This is a genomic window from Streptomyces vulcanius (assembly GCF_042653945.1).
Taxonomy (GTDB): domain Bacteria; phylum Actinomycetota; class Actinomycetes; order Streptomycetales; family Streptomycetaceae; genus Streptomyces; species Streptomyces mangrovi.
In genome coordinates, this window is record NZ_JBHSFK010000036.1 from 80339 (window position 1) to 101967 (window position 21629).

A 21629-nucleotide genomic window follows, 5' to 3' on the forward strand; every position below is an offset into this window, starting at 1 on the left:
GTCGAACTCACCCTCCGTACCGGACCCGTTACGGCACCTCCGCGTCGATCGCCTTCACGATCCGCTTGTCCGACACCGGGTACGCCGTGCCCAGCGCGTGGGCGAAATAGCTGACCCGGAGCTCCTCGATCATCCAGCGGATGTCCAGCACCGAGGAGGGGACCGGCCGACCCTGGGGGAGTTGTTCCAGGAGCCAGGCGTACTCGTCCTGCATCTCATGGACCTTCTCCATGCGCGTGGTGTCCCGCTGGACGTTCGTCGGCATCTGCTGGAGCCGCCGGTCGGCGGCGACCAGGTAACGCATCAGGTCAGGGAGCCGCCGCAGCCCCGCCCAGGTCACGAAGCCCGGCTTCACCAGGGCGTCCAACTGCTTGCGCACGTCCGTCAGGTTCGCCAGCAGCGTGGGGCTGCGCACGGTCTTCAGCCGGCGCTCACAGGCCTGCCAGGCGGCCAGCACCTGCTGCACCTGCCCGACCGTACGCACCGTCGTGTCGACGATCTCCGCGCGCACCTTCTCGTACAGCTTCCGGTACGACTCCTCGTCCCAGGCCGGCCCGCCGAAGTCACCGATCAGCTTGTCCGCCGCGGCCATCGCACAGTCGTCGAACAGACCCTGTATCGAACCGTGCGGATTGGCCGACAACGCGAGCTTCTGCGCGTTGGTCAGCTTCTCGGACGCGAACTTCGCAGGGTTCACCGGGATGTTGCGGACGATCAGCCGCCGGGTGCCCTTCCACATGGCCTCCGCCTGCTCCGCCTCCGTGTCGAAGAGACGTACGGAGACCGTGTCGCCGTCGTCCACCAGCGCCGGGTACGCCTTCACCGGCTGGCCCGCGCGGCGCGCCTCGAAGACACGGGAGAGGGAGCCGATGGTCCAGTCCGTCAGACCCCTGCGCTCCAGGGACTCGCCGCCCTGCCGCTCGGCCGTCGCCGCCGCGGCCTGGGAGAGGGCCTGACGCGCCTTCGGCTTCAGACGCAGCTTCAGCGCCTCGAGATCCTTGTCCTCGGCCAGCTTCCGGCGCCGCTCGTCGACGATCCGGAAGGTGATCTTCAGATGGTCCGGGAGCCTCGACCAGTCGAAGTCCTCCGCCTCGAACGGCACACCGACCATCCGCTTCAGGTCGCGCGCCATGGCCGTCGTCAACGGCTCCTGAAGCGGCACCACCTGGTCCAGGAAGCGCTTCGCGAAGTTCGGCGCCGGCACGTAGTTGCGGCGGATCGGCTTCGGCAGGGAACGGATCAGCTCCGTCACGACCTCTTCCCTCAGGCCGGGGATCTGCCACTCGAAGCCGTCGTCCGTGACCTGGTTGAGGACCTGGAGCGGGATGTGGACCGTGACGCCGTCCGCGTCCGCACCCGGTTCGAACTGGTACGTCACCCGGAACTTCAGCTGACCCTGCGGCCACGAGTCGGGATAGTCGTCCTTGGTGACCGCCTCCGCCGACTCCCGGATGAGCATCGCCCGCTCGAAGTCCAGGAACTCCGGCTCCTCGTGCCGCTTCCGCTTCCACCAGGAGTCGAAGTGCGCCCCGGACACGACATCCTCGGGCACCCGCTGGTCGTAGAAGTCGAACAGCGTCTCGTCGTCCACGACGATGTCCCGGCGCCGGGCCCGGTGCTCCAGCTCCTCGACCTCGCTGAGCAGCCTGCGGTTGTCGGCGAAGAACTTGTGGTGCGTACGCCAGTCACCCTCGACCAGGGCGTTGCGAATGAAAAGCTCGCGGCTCGCCTCCGGGTCGATCCGGCCGTAGTTGACCTTCCGCTGGGCGATGATCGGAACGCCGTACAGCGTGACCTTCTCGAAGGCCATCACCGCCGCCTGGTCCTTCTCCCAGTGCGGTTCGCTGTACGTCCGCTTCAGGAGATGACCGGCGAGCGGCTCCACCCACTCGGGCTCGATCTTCGCGTTGACCCGCGCCCAGAGCCGGCTCGTCTCGACAAGCTCGGCGGACATCACGAAACGCGGGGTCTTCTTGAACAGCGCCGAGCCCGGGAAGATCGCGAACTTGGCACTCCGCGCACCCAGGTACTCGTTCTTCGCGCCGTCCTTCACATCCTTCATACCGATGTGGGACAGCAGTCCCGCCAGCAGCGAGACATGGATGCTGTCCCCGCCGGCGTCCTGCTCGTTGAGGTCGATCCCCATCTGCTTGGCGACCGTGCGCAGCTGCGTGTAGATGTCCTGCCATTCGCGAATGCGCAGGAAGTTGAGGTACTCCTGCTTGCACATCCGCCGGAACGACGACGACCCCCGCTCCTTCTGCTGCTCACGGACGTACCGCCACAGGTTCAGGTACGCGAGGAAATCGCTGGTCTCGTCCTTGAACCGGGCGTGCTGCTGGTCGGCCTGGGCCTGCTTGTCCGCGGGGCGCTCGCGCGGGTCCTGGATGGACAGCGCTGCCGCTATGACCATGACCTCTCGCGCACAGCCGTTCTTCTCAGCCTCCAGCACCATGCGCGCCAGCCGCGGGTCCACGGGCAGCTGGGCCAGCTTCCGGCCGGTCTGTGTCAGCCGGTTCCGCGGGTCCTTCTGCGTGGGGTCGAGCGCACCGAGCTCCTGGAGCAGCTGCACACCGTCACGGATGTTGCGGTGGTCCGGCGGGTCGATGAACGGGAACTTCTCGATGTCGCCCAGACCGGCCGCGGTCATCTGCAGGATCACGGACGCGAGATTCGTACGCAGGATCTCCGCGTCCGTGAACTCCGGACGGGCCAGGAAGTCGTCCTCGGAGTACAGCCGGACACAGATGCCGTCGGACGTACGACCGCAACGGCCCTTGCGCTGGTTGGCGCTGGCCTGCGAGACCGCCTCGATCGGCAGCCGCTGGACCTTGGTCCGGTGGCTGTAGCGGGAGATCCGGGCGAAACCGGGGTCGATGACGTACTTGATGCCGGGGACGGTGAGGGAGGTCTCGGCGACATTGGTCGCCAGAACGATCCTGCGGCCCGTGTGCGGCTGGAAGACGCGATGCTGCTCGGCGTGCGAGAGCCGGGCATACAGCGGAAGCACCTCGGTGAACCGGTACTTCTTCTTCTCCAGCGCGTCGGCCGTGTCCCGGATCTCCCGCTCACCGGACAGAAAGACGAGGATGTCGCCCTGCCCTTCGGCCTGGAGCTCCTCGACGGCGTCACAGATGGCGGTGATCTGATCCCGGTCGGCGTCCTCGGCGTCCTCCTCCAGAAGGGGCCGGTAACGCACCTCCACCGGATACGTCCGCCCGCTGACCTCGATGATCGGGGCCTCGCCGAAGTGCCGGGAGAACCGCTCCGGATCGATGGTCGCGGAGGTGATGACGACCTTGAGGTCCGGGCGGCGGGGCAGCAACCGGGCCAGATAACCCAGCAGGAAGTCGATGTTGAGGGACCGCTCGTGGGCCTCGTCGATGATGATCGTGTCGTACGCGCGCAGCTCACGGTCGGTCTGGATCTCCGCGAGCAGGATGCCGTCCGTCATCAGCTTCACAAAGGTGGCGTCCGGGTTCACCTGGTCGGTGAACCGCACCTTCCAGCCGACGGCCTCGCCCAGCGGCGTGCGCAACTCCTCCGCGACCCGCTCGGCGACCGTACGGGCCGCGATACGACGCGGCTGCGTGTGCCCGATCATCCCGCGGACGCCGCGCCCCAGTTCCATACAGATCTTCGGGATCTGGGTGGTCTTGCCGGACCCGGTCTCACCGGCGACGATGACGACCTGGTGATCGCGGATCGCCGCCGCGATGTCGTCCTTCTTCTGGCTTACCGGGAGCTGTTCGGGATACGTGACGGCCGGAACACGGCCGCGCCGCAGCGCCATCCGCTCCTCGACCTGGGCGACCTCCGCCTCGATCTCGGCGAGGACGGCGGCACGCGTCTCCGGCTTGCGGATCTTGCGCGCGCCTTCGAGCCTGCGCCCGAGCCGGTGCGCGTCACGCAGGGACAACTCGGTCAGGCGGGGGGCGAGGGCCCCGAGGGCGGGGGCAGGGTGCGTAGACATACGGGAACCAGGATCTCACCTCGCCGAAATTCCTGGCGAACCCTTTTGACCCACATGCCCAACGCGCGCTACGGACCCGGCGGAGAGGCGGGCTGCGCCGGAGCCGCCGACTCCGCACGGCGCTGCGACTCGCTCATGGCCATCGACTTCGCCGTGTTCGAGACGGCCTTGATCCCCAGGTACGCGGTCGTCGTACCGCTCACCGCCGTGAACGCCGCGGTCAGTACGCCGACGATCACCGACTTGTCCCCGTCCAGCTGCCACACCCCGAAGGCGGCGATCGCCGCGATCGCGAGATTGCTCACCACCACCGCCAACAGCCCGAACCGCGCCCGAGCCTTCTCCAGCTCGATGTCCCCGCCCATACCGTCCCACCCTGTGTCGGCCGTACGACATGCAACAAGGCCCCAATCCGAGGATTGGGGCCTTCGCTGTGGCTGGGGCCGGGGTCGAACCGGCGACCTATCGCTTTTCAGGCGATCGCTCGTACCAACTGAGCTACCCAGCCACGAGGTTTCACGTGAAACCTCAGCGGTCCTGACGGGATTTGAACCCGCGGCCTCCACCTTGACAGGGTGGCGAGCACTCCAAACTGCTCCACAGGACCAAGCTGTTGCGTACGACAGTGTCGCACACGGTGTTACGTGCCCCCAACGGGATTCGAACCCGTGCTACCGCCTTGAAAGGGCGGCGTCCTAGGCCGCTAGACGATGAGGGCTATCGGCCCGCCTGGGCGCTTCGCAGCGCGTCGGGGACACCCGAAGCATATGGGATGGCGGGAGGGATCGCCAAAACGGTTTACGGAGCCCCGCGCGACGCAGTCGTCAGTCCTTCGGGAGGTGGCGGCTGACCTCGGCCGTCGTCTGGCCCAGGCCGCCCAGTTTGATCTCGTCCCAGGCCTGGAGGCGCCGGCTGTCGCGGTCGAAGTAGAGGATCGACGCCTCGATCGGGTCGGGGTACTTGCCCTCGACGGCGCGCAGGCCGCTGCCGCCCGTGGAGCCCTCGATGCGGAGGCGGGTGCCCTTCGGCAGGACTTCCATCTCCTCGTGGTGGAGGTGGCCGGACAGGACGAGGGGGACCGTGCCGTCGGTGCGGCGGGCGGCGGAGGGTTCGTGGACGACGGCCACGTCGACGGGGGTGTCCGCGCGGGTCTGGGCGCGCAGGGCGGCGGCGAGGTGGTCGCCCGCCGACTCCTGCGTCGCGTCGGCGCCGGGCGCGGCGGAGCGGTCGGGGGTGAACTGGGGGTCGCCGATGCCCGCGAACCGTAGCCCGGCGACGTTCACGGTGCGGCCGTCGTCCAGGACGTGAACGTTCTTCATGCGTTCGAGGTAGCTCTGGGTGCTGCGGGAGTCGTGGTTGCCGCGGACCCAGACGTACGGCGCCCCGAGGTCGGCGACGGGGTCCAGAAAGCCGTTCTCGGCGGCCGTGCCGTGGTCCATGGTGTCGCCGGAGTCGACGATCACGTTCACCTTGTACTGCTCCACCAGCGAGGCGATGATCTTCCAGCTCGCGGGGTTGAGGTGGATGTCGGAGACGTGCAGGACGCGGACGGTGGTGGGGTCCGGCTGGTAGGCCGGAAGCGTGGACGTGACGTCGTACAGCTTGGTCACGTTCGTCACCAGTCGGGCGAGTTCCTGCTGGTAGACGTCGAAGTCGGTGACGATGCTGCGGGCGTTGCCGACGACGGACGGGGCGGAGGAGAGCAGTCCCGAGTAGCGGGGTTCCAGGACGGACTCGGGGTTCCAGGTGGCGTACGCCGTGGCGCCCGAGGCGGCCAGCAGGGTGAGCGCGAGGCCGCCGGCGGCGAGGGCGCGGCGGGGGCGGCGGTAGACGGCGAGGCCGAGGGCGGTGGCGCCGGAGACCACGGCGACGCCGGAGCGGACGGCGAGGTCGAGGGTGCCGTGTTCGACGTCGTGGGCGACCTCGTCCTGGAGGCCGGAGAGGCGCTCGGGGTGGTCGACGAGGGCTTGGGAGCGGACGGGGTCGAGCTGGTCGACGTTCACGTCGAGGCGGACGGGCGCGGTGTGGCTGTCCAGGGAGAGGGCGCCCAGCGGGGAGACGTTGATCTTCGTGCCGCCGGTGAGGGAGGGCCGCAGCGTCATCGTGGTGTTCATCGGGCCGACCGGGACGCGTACGTTCCCGACGGCCAGCAGGCCGAGCCAGGCGCCGAAGAGCACGACCGCGGCGAGCCCCAGGGCGCGGAGCCAGGGGCGGGTGCGGGAGTGGAGGTCGGGCAGGAGGGCGAGGGGACGGGCGCGGGCCATTGGTGCCGTATGCCCGGGTGCGGGGACGGGTATGCGGACCCTCGCCTGCCCTCGCCTGCCCTCGCCTGCCCTCGCCGGTTCTCGCGGTGAGTGTTCGTGACCTCCCGGCTCGGCCGTCGTACCGGACAATGGGCGTGTGCTGGAGATGACGCGTGAGCAGTTCGAGGAACTGGTCGCCGAGGCGCTGGACCGGATTCCGCCGGAGTTGACGCGGCTGATGGACAACGTCGCGGTGTTCGTGGAGGACGAGCCGTCGGCGGACGATCCCGAGCTGCTCGGGCTCTACGAGGGGACTCCGCTGACCGATCGGGGGGAGTGGTACGCGGGCGTGCTGCCCGACCGGATCACGATCTACCGGGGGCCGACGCTGCGGATGTGCGAGACGCGGGAGGAGGTCGTCGAGGAGACCGAGGTCACCGTGGTGCACGAGATCGCGCATCACTTCGGGATCGACGACGCGCGGTTGCACGCCCTGGGCTACGGCTGACCCCTTCGCGAAGAGGCCGCGTGTCCTCTTGCGGGCGGCGGGAGTTGGGGATGTCGACTCATTGTGCCTGCACCGGAGGTGGCCTCGTGCGCCCCTTGTACGTACCCGTTCGCCTGGCCGCCACCGTCATGGTCGTCGCGGCGGCAGCCGGCTGCATGAGCGTGGGGGATGACGAGGGCGGCAAGGCCAAGCCCTCGCACTCGGCGGGGCGGCAGGGTGCCGACGCGCCGGGCGAGGGTCCCGCGGGCACGGGCGGCGGCCATCTGGACGCGGCCGGCGGTGAGGACGGCAAACGCGGGCACGGCAAGGGCAGGCGCGGGGCGAGCGCGCCGGCCGCGAGTGCCTCGGCCCCGGCGTCGGCGGGGCCGAGCGCGTCGGCCTCGGCCGGGCCCGTGCAGCCGGGGCGGACGGAGAAGCCGGGGGTGCCGACCCCGACGGGGTCGCAGCCGCCGGTGCCCACCCGCTCGCCGGATCCGGAGCCGCCGGCACCGACGCCCGAGCCGCCGTCGCCCACACCGGAGCCCACGGTCGCGGAGCCGTCCTCCTCGGCCCACGAGGAGGGTGACGGGACGGCACCGCAGCTGGTCCAGCGGGAACCGGCGCCTGAGGCGGGGGCACCGGCGTAGGGGGTTCCCGGAGGGTCGTGATCGGCGTCTCAGGGAGCGGATTTGCCTTGGGGTGGGGAGGGTGCGTATGGTGGTAGATCGTTTGATCCCATGAGCCCGGCGCCACCGCAGAGCGCGCCGTGTGGCGCGTACTCTCCCTTGCCGTGGCTGGACCGCATAGAGGCGGTCGTAATGCGAACACGGAGTTGACGGGCGCGTGCCGAAGAGACTCCGGAAGGTTTCGCTTACGCATGTCCATTTCCAGCACTGATCACACCGTCCTGCCCGAGAACACCGAGGCGGGCGACGAGATCATCAAGTTCGTCGAGCTCGACGAGAGTGTCGTTGTCGATTCCGTGGAGGCCATCGACGCCGACGCCACCGACGCCACCGAGGCCGGCGACGACACCCCCGAGCTCACCTTCAGCGAACTCGGGCTCCCCGAGGGCGTCGTGCGCAAGCTCGCGCAGAACGGTGTGACGGTCCCCTTCCCGATCCAGGCCGCGACCATCCCGGACGCCCTGGCCGGCAAGGACATCCTCGGCCGTGGCCGCACCGGCTCCGGCAAGACCCTCTCCTTCGGTCTGCCGACCCTGGCCACGCTGGCCGGCGGGCGCACCGAGAAGAAGCGTCCCCGCGCCGTCATCCTCACGCCGACGCGTGAGCTGGCGATGCAGGTCGCGGACGCCCTCCAGCCCTACGGCGACGTCCTCGGCCTGAAGATGAAGGTCGTCTGCGGCGGTACGTCCATGGGCAACCAGATCTACGCCCTCGAGCGCGGCGTCGACATCCTCGTCGCCACCCCGGGCCGGCTGCGCGACATCATCAACCGCGGCGCCTGCTCCCTCGAGGACGTGCAGATCGCCGTGCTCGACGAGGCCGACCAGATGTCCGACCTGGGCTTCCTGCCCGAGGTGACGGAACTGCTCGACCAGATCCCGGCCGACGGCCAGCGCATGCTGTTCTCGGCCACGATGGAGAACGAGATCTCCACGCTGGTCAAGCGCTACCTGAGCAACCCGGTCACGCACGAGGTCGACAGCGCCCAGGGCAACGTCACGACGATGTCCCACCACATCCTCATCGTGAAGCCCAAGGACAAGGCGCCGGTCACCGCCGCGATCGCCTCCCGCAAGGGCCGCACGATCATCTTCGTCCGCACCCAGCTGGGCGCCGACCGCATCGCCGAGCAGCTGCGCGACTCCGGTGTGAAGGCCGACGCGCTGCACGGCGGCATGACCCAGGGCGCCCGCACCCGGACGCTGGCCGACTTCAAGGACGGCTACGTCAACGCGCTCGTCGCGACCGACGTCGCCGCCCGCGGCATCCACGTCGACGGCATCGACCTGGTGCTGAACGTCGACCCCGCCGGCGACCACAAGGACTACCTGCACCGCGCCGGACGTACGGCCCGTGCCGGTCGTACCGGAACCGTCGTCTCCCTGTCGCTGCCGCACCAGCGCCGCCAGATCTTCCGGCTGATGGAGGACGCGGGCGTCGACGCCGGCCGTCACATCATCAACTCCGGTACGGCCTTCGAGCCCGAGGTCGCCGAGATCACCGGCGCCCGTTCGATGACCGAGGTCCAGGCCGAGTCCGCGGGCAACGCGGCCCAGCAGGCCGAGCGCGAGGTCTCCCAGCTCACCAAGGAGCTGGAGCGGGCCACCCGCCGCGCGTCCGAGCTGCGCGAGGAGGCCGACCGCCTGGTCGCCCGCGCCGCCCGCGAGCGCGGTGAGGACCCGGAGACGGCGATCGCCGAGGCCGCCGCCGTGGTCGAGGCCGAGGCCGAGGCCGTGGTGGCGGTGCAGCCGGCCGCCGAGGCGCCGGCTCGCCAGGAGTCCTCTTCGTACGAGCGTCCGCGTCAGCAGCGTGACGAGCGGGGCAACTACGAGCGCCGTGACCGTCGTGACGACCGTCGTGACGAGCGTCCGTCCGGTGGCTTCCGCCGCGACGACCGTCGTGACGGTGACCGCGGTGGCCGTACTTTCGAGCGTCGCGATGACCGTCCGTCGGGTGGTTTCCGTCGGGACGACCGTCGGGACGACCGTCGTGACGGTGGCGACCGTGGCGGCTTCCGCCGCGACGACCGTCCGTCGGGCGGCTTCCGCCGGGACGACCGCCGCGACGACCGCGGTGCCCGCTCCTTCGACCGTCGTGACGAGCGTCCGTCCGGTGGCTTCCGCCGCGACGACCGTCGTGACGACCGCCGCGACGACCGCCGTGACGGTGACCGCGGTGGCCGTACTTTCGAGCGTCGTGACGAGCGTCCGTCGGGTGGTTTCCGTCGGGACGACCGTCGTGACGGCGGCGACCGTGGCGGCTTCCGCCGCGACGACCGTCCGGCCGGCCACCGGGGCAGCGACCGTCCCTTCAACCGCGACCGCCAGGGCGACCGCCCGGGCTTCCGTCCGGCCGCTCACGACCGCCCGTACGGCCGTCGTGACGACCACCGCGGCACCGGCACCGGCACCGGCACCGGCACCGGTTCCTTCGGCCGCCGCGACGACAAGCCGCGCTGGAAGCGCAACGGCTGACACACCGTGATGTGAACGAACGCCGTGGCCCCCACCGACATACCGGTGGGGGCCACGGCGTTCTCATGCGCGAGGGGCTGGAAAAGGCTTTCTCCACAGCTGTGAACTCCCTGTAGAATCAGCCGACTTGTGAGACGGATGTGAAGGCCGGGGGGCCCGTGGACGCCGTGCGTGGCGTCCTTCCCGTCTCCGCGTTCCCGGGGAGGGACTTTTCTTGGTTCGCCATGGTTCCGCACGTCTGCGTCTCGTCGCCGCGTGCGCCGTCCTGGCGGCGGGCCTGAGCCCGCTGCTGCCGTTGTCGACCGCCGCGGCGGACACCCCGCAGGAGACGGTGGTGCCGGCGGCGCAGCGCTCCACGTACACCTCGGGCTCCGTCTACGGCGGGTCGTCGTACGACGGCCGCGACGGGGCCGGCGCGCAGGGCGTGTTCCATAGCCTGGAGGGCGCAGGGCTGGTGTGGACGCGCTATGCGGACGGCACCACCGTGAAGGTGGTTCACCCCACGGGTTATTCCAGCTACGGGACGGCCGGCGGCGATGTCCTCGCGTACCGCTACGCGGACGGCCGGGTCGACCTGTGGAACGCGGCCGACGGCACCACCCGCACGGTCCGGACGCCCGAGGGGCTGACGCTGCTCACCGTCTACGGGGATCTGGCGGTCGCCTTCCGGCCGGTGCTGGACGAGAGCGGTGCGACGGTCGGCCGGGAGATGCATCTGCTGCTCCCGCAGAACGACGGCAGCACGCGTGACATGCCGGTGACGGGGGTACCCGAGGGGTTCATCCTCGGCCAGCCCAAGGGCGGAGACGCTGATGGGCTGCTGTTCCACGCCGGCCGGTCGGGCGGCCCGTACGTGTCGGTCATGGTGGACCGGCGGACGGGAGAGGTGCGGGGCTGGACCCCACCGCGTTCGAAGGTCTATCCCAACGCCCAGGTGACCGGCGACCACGTCGTCCTCTTCGCGGTCGGTGACCCCACCGTCCAGGTGTTCTCCCGCTCCGACCTGTCCGCCACCCCGGTCGAGGTCACGCTCGACAGCGGCGCCACGAACCCGGCGCAGGACCTCGCCGTCGTCGGCGACTGGCTGCTGACCCGGCCCGGTACGGCGGTGCGCGCCCAGCCCATCGCGGGCGGGCCGTCGAAGGCCCTGCTGCCCGCGTCGAATCCCGGCATCTCCGCCCCGCCCGACGGCACCGCCGTGGCCGTCGGCCGTACCGCCGCCACGGAGGACGACTGGGGCGTCCAGCGCATCCAGCCGGGCCCGGACGGCAGCCCGGTCGTCACCCAGGTCAAGGCGCTGCCCAAGCCCACGTACAAGATCCAGGGGCTGTCCCTGGACCAGGGGCGGCTCGTCGTCGCCGATCCGAGTGTCTCGAACATCCGGGACGCGTACGCGCGGACCGTCGCAGCGACCGGTGCGCCGACGTTCGGCGCGCGCACTTCGATCGACGGGATCACCACCCGGCTGGGTTCCTGCCCGGTGACGGACCTCGGCTGCTCCCAGTTGTTCGGCGCGCCCGACGGGCAGAGTGCGTGGCTGCAGCGCGGTTCGGGCGGGTACGACGTGATGCGGGTCGTCGGGTCCGGCCGCAAACGGGAGGGCAAGGTTCCCGCCGGGGGACAGATCACCGACGTCTCCGGCAGGTATCTGATCCACACGGCGCCCGACCGGCAGTCGGTCTACGAGATCGGCCTCAGCGACACCCTCCTCCCCGTTCTCACCCGCGCTCCGGGCCCCGCCGCCCTGTCCGGCGACGTGCTGTGGACCGCGGGTGCGACACCCGGGACCGTCACCGCGTACGACCTGACGCAGCGGAAGACCATCGAGACCGTCACCACGGACGCCGGCTGCGCGCCCACCGAACTCCAGGCACTGGGCCGCTGGCTCTACTGGAACTGCGGCGACAAGGCCGGGGTCTACGACCGTACGGCGAAGAAGTCCCTGCCGGTCCCGGCCGACGAGGCCAAGCTCGGCGACGGGTACGTCGTCACGCACGACAGGCGGGCCGGGAAGCTGACGCTGACGACGGTCACCGACGGCAGCGCCGCGAGCCGGGTGATCGGGGACCTTCCCGACACCGGGGTCTCGCAGCGCGACGTGCGCTGGACGGTGGACGAGTCGGGCGCCAACGCGGCCTACGTGGACGCCAAGGAGCAGGTGCACCTTGTGCCGTCAGGTGTGGCCCAGCAGCCGTTGCGCCTGCTCGGGCCGGTTCAGCGCGCGGGCGCGGTCGACACGCGCGAGACCGATCCGGCCCTCTACCCCCTCGCCACCGTGCTGTTGTCGAAGCCGGCCGCGAGCTGGCAGCTCACCGTCCGCGACAAGGCGACCGGCAAGGTCGTGGACAGCGCGAACGGCGGCCCCGCGCGCGGCGAGCTGAAGGTCGGCTGGGACGGCGTCAACGGGGCGAAGGTCCTTCCCAACGGCTCGTACAACTGGACGCTGTCGGTCACGCCGGCGGACGGCGCGGGCGCTGCCCTGACGACCCAGGGGACGGCGCAGCTGGTGAGCGGCAGCGTGGTGCGCCACGACTACCTGGGTGGCCCGGTCCTGTCGTACCCGGACGGTATCGGCGACCTGATGACCCTCTCTCCGTCCGGGTACGAGCTGACCTTCCACGAGGGGAACGGCAAGGGCACGTTCTCCGGAAGGACCACCGGCACCGGCTGGTCGACGGGCATCACCCCGGTGCCGTTCGGCGACCTGAGTGGCGACGGCTGCAACGACGTCCTGATCCGGCCCAGAAGTGGGGCCCTGCGCCTCTACAAGCCCGAGTGCGCCGACCAGCTGGAACCGTCGACGCCGTACACCACGGTCGGCACGAGCGGCTGGAACCAGTACGACGTCCTCACCTCGCCCGGTGATGTCACCAAGGACGGCCGCCCCGACCTTCTCGCCCGCAACACCAAGACCGGCGCCGTGTACCTCTACAAGGGCACGAGTGCCGGGAAGCTCTCCGCGCGGGTGAAGCTGTACGCCAACTGGAAGACGTACAAGAAGGTCGTCGGTGTCGGGGATCTGAACGGGGACGGTGTCGGGGACCTGGTCGCGCAGGACAAGGCCAACAACCTGTACCGGTACTACGGGAAGGGCAACGGCACGTTCGCCGCGCGCGTGAAGATCGCCGCGAAGTGGGGTTCGTCGTACAACGTGGTCGTCGGCGTCGGGGACATCACCGGGGACGCGAAGGCGGACCTGGTGGCGCGGGACACGGCGGGTGTGCTGTACCGGCTGCCCGGCAACGGCAAGGGGTCCTTCGGCGCCCGGGTGAAGATCAGTACGGGTTGGAAGGGCTACAAGGGCATTTTTTAGCCAACCTGTGAGGCATGTCACGCCCCCGGCAAGGGAATTGCTGGGGGCATGACAGATGACGTCACAGCGAGCGGGCGCTCGGACCTTTCGGGCCTCTCGGACGAAGAACGGCTTGCCCAGCTCGGCTACACGCAGGTCCTTGCCCGCCGCATGTCGGCGTTCTCCAACTACGCGGTCTCCTTCACGATCATCTCGGTCCTGTCGGGCTGTCTGACCCTGTACCTCTTCGGCATGAACACGGGCGGACCGGCCGTGATCACCTGGGGCTGGGTCGCCGTAGGCCTGATGACGCTGTTCGTCGGCCTGTCGATGGCCGAGATCTGTTCGGCGTACCCGACCTCCGCGGGCCTGTACTTCTGGTCCCACCGCCTCGCGCCGCCCCGTTCGGCGGCGGCCTGGGCCTGGTTCACGGGCTGGTTCAACGTGCTGGGCCAGGTGGCCGTGACCGCGGGCATCGACTTCGGCGCGGCGTCCTTCCTGGGCGCGTACCTGAACCTCCAGTTCGGCTTCGAGGTGACCCCGGGCCGCACGGTCCTGCTCTTCGCCGCGATCCTGCTGCTGCACGGTCTGCTGAACACCTTCGGCGTCCGGATCATCGCCCTGCTGAACGACATCAGCGTGTGGTGGCACGTGCTGGGCGTCGCGGTGATCGTCGGCGCGCTGACCTTCGTCCCCGACCACCACCAGTCCGCGTCCTTCGTGTTCGGCGAGTTCGTGAACAACACGGGCTGGGGCAGCGGGGTGTACGTCGTCCTGCTCGGCCTGCTGATGGCCCAGTACACCTTCACCGGCTACGACGCCTCCGCCCATATGACGGAGGAGACGCACGACGCCTCCACGGCGGGCCCGAAGGGCATCGTGCGGTCCATCTGGACGTCGTGGATCGCCGGCTTCGTGCTGCTCCTCGGCTTCACCTTCGCCATCCAGTCCTACGACGGCGCCCTCGGCTCCTCGACGGGCGCGCCGCCCGCCCAGATCCTCCTCGACGCGCTCGGCGCCACCACCGGCAAACTGCTCCTGCTGGTGGTCATCGGCGCCCAGCTGTTCTGCGGGATGGCCTCGGTGACGGCCAACAGCCGCATGATCTACGCCTTTTCGCGGGACGGCGCGCTGCCGTACTCCGACCTCTGGCACACGGTCAGCCCGCGCACCCGCACCCCGGTCGCCGCGGTCTGGCTGGCCGTGATCGGCGCCCTGGTCCTCGGCCTGCCGTACCTGATCAACGTCACGGCCTACGCGGCGGTGACGTCGATCGCCGTGATCGGCCTCTACATCGCGTACGTCATCCCGACGCTGCTGCGGCTCAGGAAGGGCGAGGCGTTCGAGCGGGGGCCGTGGCACCTGGGCCGCTGGTCCCGGGTGATCGGCGTGGTGGCGGTGGCGTGGGTGGCGGTCATCACCGTGCTGTTCATGCTGCCCCAGGTCTCCCCGGTCACCTGGGAGACGTTCAACTACGCGCCGGTGGCCGTCCTCGTCGTCCTGGGCTTCGCGGGGGCCTGGTGGCAGTTGTCGGCCCGGAAGTGGTTCCTCAACCCCGACCACGCGCGCACGGCGGCCCGGGAGGCGGCGCGGACACAGAAGACCCCCTGAGCGACCCCTCGACGCGGCCGTGTCCCGATACCCGATCGGAGACACGGCCGCGTCCCGCTATGCTCGGGGAGGCAACATCGCCTGGGCCGTTAGCTCAATTGGCAGAGCAGTGGACTTTTAATCCATTGGTTGTGGGTTCGAGTCCCACACGGCCTACGGTTCGCGGGCGGGGGAAACCCCTCAGGCCTGCGGTGCAGCGCTCGGGTCGGCTTCGGTCGGCTCGGGCGCTGCGGCGTTTCCGGCTCCGTGAATCCAGTCATCCCCTGCCGTGCCCCCCGGGGTTTGGGGGGCACGGCGGGGCGCTTTCACGCTCCTCGGCATCGACATGGCCGAGGCCTCCCGCAACCTCGTCGACGCCCGCGACCTGCCCGGGGGCTGGAGCCGGGTGACCGAGCGGCTGGCCGAGGCCCAGGCTGGCCCGCCCGGTTCGCCCTGCTGGACCGCGCCCTGCTGGTCCGGGCCGCGGGACGGCCCCGCCTGGGCCCCGGAGGCCGTCCACGCCTGGCGCCGTCTGTCCGTCTCGGGCGGCCGGCCGGCCGTCCCCGACCTCGCCGCCGAGGTCGGCTGGAGCCCCCGCAGACTGGGCAACGCCTTCCGCCACCACCTCGGCCTCACCCCGATGGCCGTCGCCCGCGTCGTGCGGCTCCAGCGTGTCCTGCGGCTGCTGCTCGACGGCGTCCCGCAGGCGCCGTGGGGCTGTCCGCCTCGCCCGCGGCCGCCGCGGGGCCCGTCAGCTGTTTCGGCTACTCGGGTACCGCCAACGACTACGGCGCGACCTACACGTGGGGCGGCTGGTACGCGACCTCCAAACCCCAGTGCTGGGCAGACCACCCGGTGAACATCGTTGTGTTCGTTCGCACATCGGTGTGGTAGAAATGCCCCCATGGGTGTCGCCAACCGTCTCGATCTGACTCTGCGGCTCGTCCAGGGGCAGCCCTCCGGTGAGCGGGTCCCCGTCGTCGAACTCGCGCGGCGGCTCGGGGTGTCGGAGATGACCGTGCGCCGGGATCTGGACCTGCTGGAGCGGCAGGGGCTGGTCCGGCGGGTGCACGGTGGGGCCGTGGCCGGGCGGGCGCGGGAGGAGGGCGCGGGGTTCGACGCGCGGGATGCCTGGCAGGCGGCGACCAAGGACCGGCTCGGGGCCGCCGTCGCCGGGCTCGTCGAGCCGGGGTCGCGAGTACTGCTCGACGCCGGGACGACCACCGTGCACGTGGCCGAACACCTGGCCGCCCGGGGGCCGTTGACCGTCGCGGTGCTGAGTCTGCAGGCCGCGCTGCGGCTCGCCGACGTGCCCGGGATCGAGTTGCTGGTCGTCGGCGGGCGGTCCCGCCCCGGTGAGCGCTCCCTCGTCGGGCCGCTCGCCCTGCGCACCCTCGAAGCGCTCGCCTTCGACGTCTTCGTGATGTCGATCGGCGGGGTGCACGCGGCGCACGGCTGGTCGGAGTTCTCCCTGGACGACGCGGCCGTCAAGCAGGCCGGCCTCGCCCAGGCGGTCCGTACGGTCGCCGTGGCCGACGCCACCAAGCTGGGCGTCCGCGCCTTCAGTCAGGTCGCTCCGCCGGCCGCCGCGCACGTCTTCGTCACCGACGTCGCGGCGGCCGACGCCGGCACCCACCCCCGCGGCCCCGAGACCCTGGACGCCCTGCGTGAGGCGGGCGTCGAGATCCATCTGGTGTGAACCCCGGAGCGAGGAGACGACTTACGTGACGCCGCTGATGATCCTGGTGGCCGGCCCCTACCGCTCCGGCACCGGCGACGACCCGGCCAAGCTGGCCGCCAACGTGCGTGCCATGCAGGAGACCTCCCTCGTGCTGTTCCGGGCCGGGCATCTGCCCGTCACCGGCGAGGCGGTCGCACTGCCCCTCCTCGAGGTCGCCGGGAGCACCGGCCCCGGCGACCCGCAGTTCGAGGAGACGTCCGATGGGGCGTCCGATGGGACGTTCGAGGAGAGGTTCGAGGAGATCTTCCACCCCGCCGCCGAGCGCCTCCTGGCCCGCTGCGACGCGGTGCTGCGCATCGGCGGACCCTCGGCGGGCGCCGACCGGATGGCCGAACTGGCCCGCGCCCAGGGCAAGCACGTCTACACCGACCTCGCCGACATCCCGGCCCCCGAGGGGAACCCCGTATGACCGCCGGTGTCGACGCCCCCGACGCCCGTGGCCGTACCGGACTGCATCTCCAGGGCCGGGACCTGACCGGCAACCCGCGCGTCCGGGTCCTCGATGTCGAGGTCCTCGCCTGCGACTGGGCGGTGCTGCGCCGCACCACCTTCGACTACCGGCACAGCGACGGCCACGTCAGCCGTGAGCGGCGCGAGACGTACGACCGCGGTGACGGCGCGACGATCCTGCTCTACGACGCCGTACGCCGTACCGTCCTGCTGACCCGTCAGTTCCGGCTGCCCGCCTATGTCAACGGCCACCCCGACGGCATGCTCCTGGAGACCGCGGCGGGGCTGCTGGACGGCGACGACCCGCAGGAGGCGATCCGGCGCGAGGCCGCCGAGGAGACCGGACGTACCGTCCATGATGTCGAGCACGTGTTCGACGCGTATATGAGCCCGGGATCGGTCACCGAGCGGCTCTCCTTCTTCGCCGCCCCCTACGACGGCTCGGCCCCCGGCGTCGAGACGGCAGGGGTGGCGGCCGAGGGCGAGGACATCGCCGTCGTCGAGATTCCCTTCGCGGACGCCCTGGAGCTGGTCCGCGACGGCGGGATCGCCGACGCGAAGACCATCATGCTGCTCCAGTGGGCCGCCCTGCACGGGCCGTTCAGCCGACGCTGAGTTCCGCCAGCGGCAGCGTGTGCTGGGTCTGCAGCACCTTCGCGCGCAGGTAGCGGACGTTGTGCGGGGTGGTGAAGACGCCCGTCGGGACGCGGTCGTGGACGTCGATGCCCAGGGTCCGCAGCTGGTCCGCCTTGTCGGGGTTGTTGGACAGCAGGTCCAGCTCGGTGACGCCGAGGGCGCGCAGCATCTGGGCGGCGGCGGTGTAGTCCCGGCCGTCCTCGGGCAGCCCGAGGGCTGAGTTCGCCTCGTAGGTGTCCAGGCCCTGGTCCTGGAGGGCGTACGCGTCGAGCTTGTTGTAGAGGCCGATGCCCCGGCCCTCCTGGCGGAGGTAGAGCAGGACGCCGCCGCGCTCGGCTATCCGCTCGACGGCCTCGCGCAGCTGGGGACCGCAGTCGCAGCGGGCGGAGCCGAAGACGTCACCCGTGAGGCACTCGGAGTGCAGCCGGACCAGCGGGACGGGCCCCGGCTTGCCCAGCACGACGGCGATGTGCTCCTGTCCGTCGGCCAGGCCGTGGAAGGTGACCAGTTCGGCGTCGACGGAGTAGCCGTCGGGGAAGCGCAGCGGTACCCGGACGCGGGCGCGCTGGGTGGCGGCGGGGGTGTCGGGCATGCGGGTCTCCCGGTCCGTGTGCGGTCGGTACGGGCAGCTGCTTCAGATTTGAAGCAGTGTGCCGGGTGAGACCCTACCCCATGCTTTAAATTTGAAGCAACGGGATTGTGGCCCGCTTCACGAAGATCCGCTCACGAAGATCCGGAACAGGGAGACGAACGCCTGCGCCATGGCAGCTCCTCCGGCGCCGCCTCCCCGGCATCCCCCTGGAAACCGTGCGCGACCTGCGTGAAGATCTCCTCCAGCTGTCCCACCTGCTCGGGGGTGAGCCGGTCGAGGAGCGTGGCGCGGACCGTCTCGACATGGCCGGGGGCCAGGCGTTCCAGGACCGCCATGCCCTCGTCCGTCAGGACCGCGACGCTGCCGCGCTTGTCCCAGCGGCAGTCCTCGCGCCCCAGCAGCCCGTCCTTCTCCAGCCGGGTCACCGCGTAGGTCAGCCGGCTGCGGGTGATCTTCAGCGACTCCGCGAGATCGGTCATCCGCATCCGCCGCTCGGGCGCGTCGGAGAGGTTCGCCAGAATGGAGTAGTACAGATGGGGCATGCCGGCCTCCCGCTGGAGCTGCCGGTCGATCGCGTCCTCGACGAGCAGGGTCGCGGCGATGTACGCGCGCCAGGCGCGCTGCTCCTCGGGAGTGAGCCAGCGGGTCGTCATGCACCCAGTGTAAGTTTGTTTCAAACTTGAACCAAGCCCCACGCGATCCAAGCCCCACGCGATCCAAGCCCCCACTCGTCCTCCAGGAGAGCCGCGCCGATGTCGTACCCGTACGTCCTGCTGTCCGCCGCGGTCTCCCTCGACGGCTACCTGGACGACACCACCTCCGAGCGCCTGCTGCTCTCCAGCCCCGCCGACTTCGACCGCGTCGACGAGGTACGGGCCTCCGTGGACGCCATCCTCATCGGCGCCGGCACCATCCGCGCCGACAACCCCCGTCTGCTGGTGAACTCCGCCGACCGCCGCGCCGCGCGCGTGGCGGCCGGAAAGCCGGAATACCCCCTCAAGGTCACCGTCAGCGGCTCCGGCGACCTCGACCCGGCGGCGAACTTCTGGCACACGGGCGGGGAGAAGACCGTCTACACGACCGAGAAGGGCGCGGAGCGGGCCCGCGCGCTCGGGATCGCGGCCGACGTCGTCCCGCTCGGCCCCGAGCTCGACTGGCGCCGGATCCTCACCCATCTCCACGACGAGCGGGGCGTACGCCGGCTCATGGTCGAGGGCGGCGGCACCGTCCACACCCAGCTGCTCCAGCAGGGCCTCGCCGACGAACTCCAGCTCGTCCTCGCCCCCCTCCTCGTGGGCGACCCGGACGCCCCCCGTCTCTTCGGCCCCGGGGCCTACCAGGGCGGACGCCTGCGCCTCACCGACACCCGGCGGATCCAGGACGTCGTCCTCATGCGCTACGAGCCCACCGCCCCCGGCACCGGCCCGCTCCCCTCCGCCGCCGACCGCCGCTGGCTCGCGCTCGCCTGCGACCTCGCCGCCGAGTGCCCGCCCTCGCAGACCGCGTTCAGCGTCGGCGCGGTGGTCGTGGCCGCCGACGGCACGGAACTCGCCCGCGGTCACTCCCGCGAGGCCGGCGACCCGGTGGTGCACGCCGAGGAGGCCGCCCTCGCCAAGATCGACCCCGCCGACCCCCGGCTGGCCACGGCCACCGTCTACAGCAGCCTGGAGCCCTGTGCCCGCCGCGCCTCCCGCCCGGCCCCCTGCGCCCGTCTCATCCTCGACGCGGGCGTCCGCCGGGTGGTCACCGCCTGGCAGGAACCCGACACCTTCGTGACGGCCGCGGACGGCAACGGTCTCCTCGCGGCCGAGGGCGTCGACGTCGTCGTACTCCCCGAATACGTGGAGCGGGCGCGAGTGGTCAACCGGCACCTGACCGGGTGATAGAGTTGAGTCAACGACGCGGGGTGGAGCAGCTCGGTAGCTCGCTGGGCTCATAACCCAGAGGTCGCAGGTTCAAATCCTGTCCCCGCTACTGAAGGCCGAGGGCCGGAATCCGAAAGGGTTCCGGCCCTCGGTGTTTCCTCTCCATTGACTGTGCGCCAGCTGTACATTCCAGCCAACTCGCCCGTTTTTCACCGCTGATGGACCGAAAGTCCTGGCCAAAAATGTTGTGCGAACAGGCGGAAGAGCTTGGAAACGCGCCCCCAGGTCTATTAACGTTCGATAACGCAGCACGGTCGTCCCAGCCGTCACAAGAGACGGCTCCGTGTGCACCTGCCGAATCCCGTAAGGGAACCGGGGAACCACCAACTTGGGGTGAATCGCGCGGCAACCGTCGTCAACTCGAACTCGCAGAGTGACGAACGGTTTACGCGCGTAGGAGACCTTCCCGCTCCGAACCCGTCAGCTAACCCGGTAGGCGACGGAAGGAAAGGAGTACGCCCGCGTGGCGTCCAACCGGCCTGCCCCAGAAGCCCCGTTCGTGCCGAGCCAGCGCTCTCCTGAGACCGAGACCTTCGGCTACGGCAGCTACCGCACCGACGAGGGCCCCTGGGAGGAATGGAATCCCACCGCGGAATCCGTTTCCCCGGTCCGTGGCAAGCACCGGGTCGCCAAGCAGCGCGGCGGCGGCGGATTCGCCCGCAGTTCCACCGTCCTCGGCGTCGGTGTCATAGCCGCCTTCAGCGCGGGCGGCATGGCCAGCGCCAACACCGGCAAGCCGCCGGTCGCCATCTCCATGCCGGACCTGCCCTCCGTGGGCTCCCTCGTCTCCGGCGAGGACGCGCCGGACACCGCACCCGCCCTCGCCAACTTCGGCACCGAGGCCGACGACACCCCCCAGGGCGGCGCAGCCGACGCCGGTGAGGCGCTGCGCAGCCGGATCATGGCGCAGGCCGAGTCGCAGCAGACCCAGGTCGCCGCCAAGGCCCAGCAGGCCGCCGAGGCGGCCCAGGCCAAGGCGCAGGCAGCCGCCGTCGCCAAGGCCGAGAAGGAGGCCAAGGCCACGGCCGCCGAGGCGAAGCAGAAGGCCAAGGAGGCCGCCGAGGCGAAGGTCGAGGCCGCGAGGCTCGTCCAGCTGGCCAAGCAGTACACGCTGCCGACCTCCTCGTACACCATCACCGGGACCTTCGGCCAGGCCGGCTCGCTCTGGTCCTCCGGGTACCACACCGGCCTCGACTTCGCCGCGCCCACGGGCACGCTCATCAAGGCCGTCCACAGCGGCACCATCACCGAGGCGGGCTGGGCCGGCTCCTACGGCTACCGCACCATCCTCACTCTGGACGACGGCACCGAACTCTGGTTCTGCCACCAGTCGTCGATCAGCGTCAGTGTCGGCCAGAAGGTCGCCACCGGTGATGTGATCGGCCGCGTGGGCGCCACCGGCAACGTGACCGGAGCCCACCTCCACCTCGAGGTCCACCCGGGCGGCAGCTCCACCGGCATCGACCCGATGTCCTGGCTGCGCAGCAAGGGCCTCAACCCCTGAGAACCCCCTGACAACCCCCTGAGCCTCCGGAGAATC

General features: G+C 70.6%; 16 protein-coding genes, 5 tRNA genes and 1 riboswitch. Of the genes, 13 read left to right on the forward strand and 8 right to left on the reverse strand.

All coding sequences use genetic code 11. The annotated features are described in order from the left end of the window. Positions 1–28: 28 nt before the first annotated feature. The 6 genes from hrpA to ACFPIH_RS40735 all read right to left on the reverse strand — a co-directional run bounded on the left by hrpA (position 29) and on the right by ACFPIH_RS40735 (position 6237). A complete protein-coding gene (gene hrpA / locus ACFPIH_RS40710) occupies positions 29–3973 on the reverse strand; it encodes an ATP-dependent RNA helicase HrpA (RefSeq protein WP_381171412.1) in 3945 nt (1314 codons plus the stop codon). A gap of 68 nt (positions 3974–4041) precedes the next feature. After that, the gene (locus tag ACFPIH_RS40715; RefSeq protein ID WP_381171414.1) at positions 4042–4338 is read right to left on the reverse strand and encodes a hypothetical protein; all 297 of its coding nucleotides are present in this window, start codon (positions 4336–4338) and stop codon (positions 4042–4044) included. A 69-nt stretch (positions 4339–4407) separates the two neighbouring features. Beyond that, a tRNA-Phe gene (locus ACFPIH_RS40720) sits at positions 4408–4481 on the reverse strand. Positions 4482–4505: 24 nt separating this feature from the next. After that, positions 4506–4580, reverse strand: a tRNA-Asp gene (locus ACFPIH_RS40725). A 38-nt stretch (positions 4581–4618) separates the two neighbouring features. Next, positions 4619–4691, reverse strand: a tRNA-Glu gene (locus tag ACFPIH_RS40730). A 106-nt stretch (positions 4692–4797) separates the two neighbouring features. Continuing rightward, positions 4798–6237: a metallophosphoesterase family protein gene (locus ACFPIH_RS40735; protein WP_381171416.1), complete on the reverse strand. Its 1440-nt coding sequence runs from the start codon at positions 6235–6237 to the stop codon at positions 4798–4800. Between the two features lie 136 nt (positions 6238–6373). Between ACFPIH_RS40735 and ACFPIH_RS40740 the strand changes: the two genes are divergently transcribed. From ACFPIH_RS40740 to ACFPIH_RS40785, 10 genes are all read left to right on the forward strand, one after another. Next, positions 6374–6724: a metallopeptidase family protein gene (locus tag ACFPIH_RS40740; RefSeq protein ID WP_381171418.1), complete on the forward strand. Its 351-nt coding sequence runs from the start codon at positions 6374–6376 to the stop codon at positions 6722–6724. A gap of 86 nt (positions 6725–6810) precedes the next feature. Then, positions 6811–7350 carry a hypothetical protein gene (locus ACFPIH_RS40745; protein WP_381171420.1) on the forward strand — a complete coding sequence of 180 codons (540 nt, stop codon included), beginning with the start codon at positions 6811–6813 and terminating at the stop codon, positions 7348–7350. Positions 7351–7580: 230 nt separating this feature from the next. Beyond that, positions 7581–9863: a DEAD/DEAH box helicase gene (locus ACFPIH_RS40750; protein ID WP_381171422.1), complete on the forward strand. Its 2283-nt coding sequence runs from the start codon at positions 7581–7583 to the stop codon at positions 9861–9863. Positions 9864–10077: 214 nt separating this feature from the next. Continuing rightward, a complete protein-coding gene (locus tag ACFPIH_RS40755; RefSeq protein ID WP_381171424.1) occupies positions 10078–13176 on the forward strand; it encodes an FG-GAP repeat domain-containing protein in 3099 nt (1032 codons plus the stop codon). 48 nt (positions 13177–13224) lie between these two features. After that, positions 13225–14766, forward strand: a complete 1542-nt coding sequence (locus ACFPIH_RS40760; RefSeq protein ID WP_381171426.1) for an amino acid permease — start codon at positions 13225–13227, stop codon at positions 14764–14766. Positions 14767–14849: 83 nt separating this feature from the next. Next, positions 14850–14922, forward strand: a tRNA-Lys gene (locus ACFPIH_RS40765). A 169-nt stretch (positions 14923–15091) separates the two neighbouring features. Continuing rightward, complete coding sequence (locus tag ACFPIH_RS40770; protein ID WP_381171428.1) at positions 15092–15604, forward strand: helix-turn-helix domain-containing protein; 513 nt, start codon at positions 15092–15094, stop codon at positions 15602–15604. A 45-nt stretch (positions 15605–15649) separates the two neighbouring features. Further along, on the forward strand, positions 15650–16444 hold the full coding sequence (locus tag ACFPIH_RS40775; RefSeq protein ID WP_381171430.1) for a DeoR/GlpR family DNA-binding transcription regulator: 795 nt from the start codon (positions 15650–15652) through the stop codon (positions 16442–16444). Between the two features lie 37 nt (positions 16445–16481). Then, positions 16482–16895: a DUF4406 domain-containing protein gene (locus tag ACFPIH_RS40780; protein WP_381171490.1), complete on the forward strand. Its 414-nt coding sequence runs from the start codon at positions 16482–16484 to the stop codon at positions 16893–16895. Beyond that, on the forward strand, positions 16892–17551 hold the full coding sequence (locus ACFPIH_RS40785; protein ID WP_381171432.1) for an NUDIX domain-containing protein: 660 nt from the start codon (positions 16892–16894) through the stop codon (positions 17549–17551). The genes ACFPIH_RS40780 and ACFPIH_RS40785 overlap by 4 nt, the downstream gene beginning before the upstream one ends. Here ACFPIH_RS40785 and ACFPIH_RS40790 read toward each other — a convergent pair. Both ACFPIH_RS40790 and ACFPIH_RS40795 read right to left on the reverse strand, forming a co-directional pair. Beyond that, the gene (locus ACFPIH_RS40790; RefSeq protein ID WP_381171434.1) at positions 17538–18164 is read right to left on the reverse strand and encodes a GTP cyclohydrolase II; all 627 of its coding nucleotides are present in this window, start codon (positions 18162–18164) and stop codon (positions 17538–17540) included. The two genes, ACFPIH_RS40785 and ACFPIH_RS40790, sit on opposite strands and share 14 nt — an antisense overlap. Positions 18165–18295: 131 nt before the next feature. Continuing rightward, entirely contained in the window at positions 18296–18817 is a 522-nt protein-coding gene (locus ACFPIH_RS40795) for a MarR family winged helix-turn-helix transcriptional regulator (protein WP_381171436.1), read from the reverse strand. A gap of 99 nt (positions 18818–18916) precedes the next feature. On the opposite strand from ACFPIH_RS40795, the gene ACFPIH_RS40800 reads away from it, so the two are divergent. From ACFPIH_RS40800 to ACFPIH_RS40810, 3 genes are all read left to right on the forward strand, one after another. Next, on the forward strand, positions 18917–20047 hold the full coding sequence (locus tag ACFPIH_RS40800; RefSeq protein ID WP_381171438.1) for a dihydrofolate reductase family protein: 1131 nt from the start codon (positions 18917–18919) through the stop codon (positions 20045–20047). 17 nt (positions 20048–20064) lie between these two features. Next, a tRNA-Met gene (locus tag ACFPIH_RS40805) sits at positions 20065–20138 on the forward strand. Positions 20139–20371: 233 nt separating this feature from the next. Continuing rightward, positions 20372–20543, forward strand: a riboswitch (cyclic di-AMP (ydaO/yuaA leader). 9 nt (positions 20544–20552) lie between these two features. After that, positions 20553–21593 (forward strand): M23 family metallopeptidase, encoded by a 1041-nt coding sequence (locus ACFPIH_RS40810; RefSeq protein WP_381171440.1) that lies wholly within the window; start codon positions 20553–20555, stop codon positions 21591–21593. The last annotated feature ends 36 nt before the right edge of the window (positions 21594–21629 follow it).

What these genes read in the sequence shown, in the direction of transcription:
- hrpA (WP_381171412.1), bottom strand. Translation starts at nt 3,973, where the DNA reads ATGTCTACGCACCCTGCCCCCGCCCTCGGGGCCCTCGCCCCCCGCCTG.
- ACFPIH_RS40715 (WP_381171414.1), bottom strand. Translation starts at nt 4,338, where the DNA reads ATGGGCGGGGACATCGAGCTGGAGAAGGCTCGGGCGCGGTTCGGGCTG.
- ACFPIH_RS40735 (WP_381171416.1), bottom strand. Translation starts at nt 6,237, where the DNA reads ATGGCCCGCGCCCGTCCCCTCGCCCTCCTGCCCGACCTCCACTCCCGC.
- ACFPIH_RS40750 (WP_381171422.1), top strand. Translation starts at nt 7,581, where the DNA reads ATGTCCATTTCCAGCACTGATCACACCGTCCTGCCCGAGAACACCGAG.
- ACFPIH_RS40760 (WP_381171426.1), top strand. Translation starts at nt 13,225, where the DNA reads ATGACAGATGACGTCACAGCGAGCGGGCGCTCGGACCTTTCGGGCCTC.
- ACFPIH_RS40770 (WP_381171428.1), top strand. Translation starts at nt 15,092, where the DNA reads ATGGCCGAGGCCTCCCGCAACCTCGTCGACGCCCGCGACCTGCCCGGG.
- ACFPIH_RS40775 (WP_381171430.1), top strand. Translation starts at nt 15,650, where the DNA reads ATGGGTGTCGCCAACCGTCTCGATCTGACTCTGCGGCTCGTCCAGGGG.
- ACFPIH_RS40780 (WP_381171490.1), top strand. Translation starts at nt 16,482, where the DNA reads ATGATCCTGGTGGCCGGCCCCTACCGCTCCGGCACCGGCGACGACCCG.
- ACFPIH_RS40785 (WP_381171432.1), top strand. Translation starts at nt 16,892, where the DNA reads ATGACCGCCGGTGTCGACGCCCCCGACGCCCGTGGCCGTACCGGACTG.
- ACFPIH_RS40790 (WP_381171434.1), bottom strand. Translation starts at nt 18,164, where the DNA reads ATGCCCGACACCCCCGCCGCCACCCAGCGCGCCCGCGTCCGGGTACCG.
- ACFPIH_RS40795 (WP_381171436.1), bottom strand. Translation starts at nt 18,817, where the DNA reads ATGACGACCCGCTGGCTCACTCCCGAGGAGCAGCGCGCCTGGCGCGCG.
- ACFPIH_RS40800 (WP_381171438.1), top strand. Translation starts at nt 18,917, where the DNA reads ATGTCGTACCCGTACGTCCTGCTGTCCGCCGCGGTCTCCCTCGACGGC.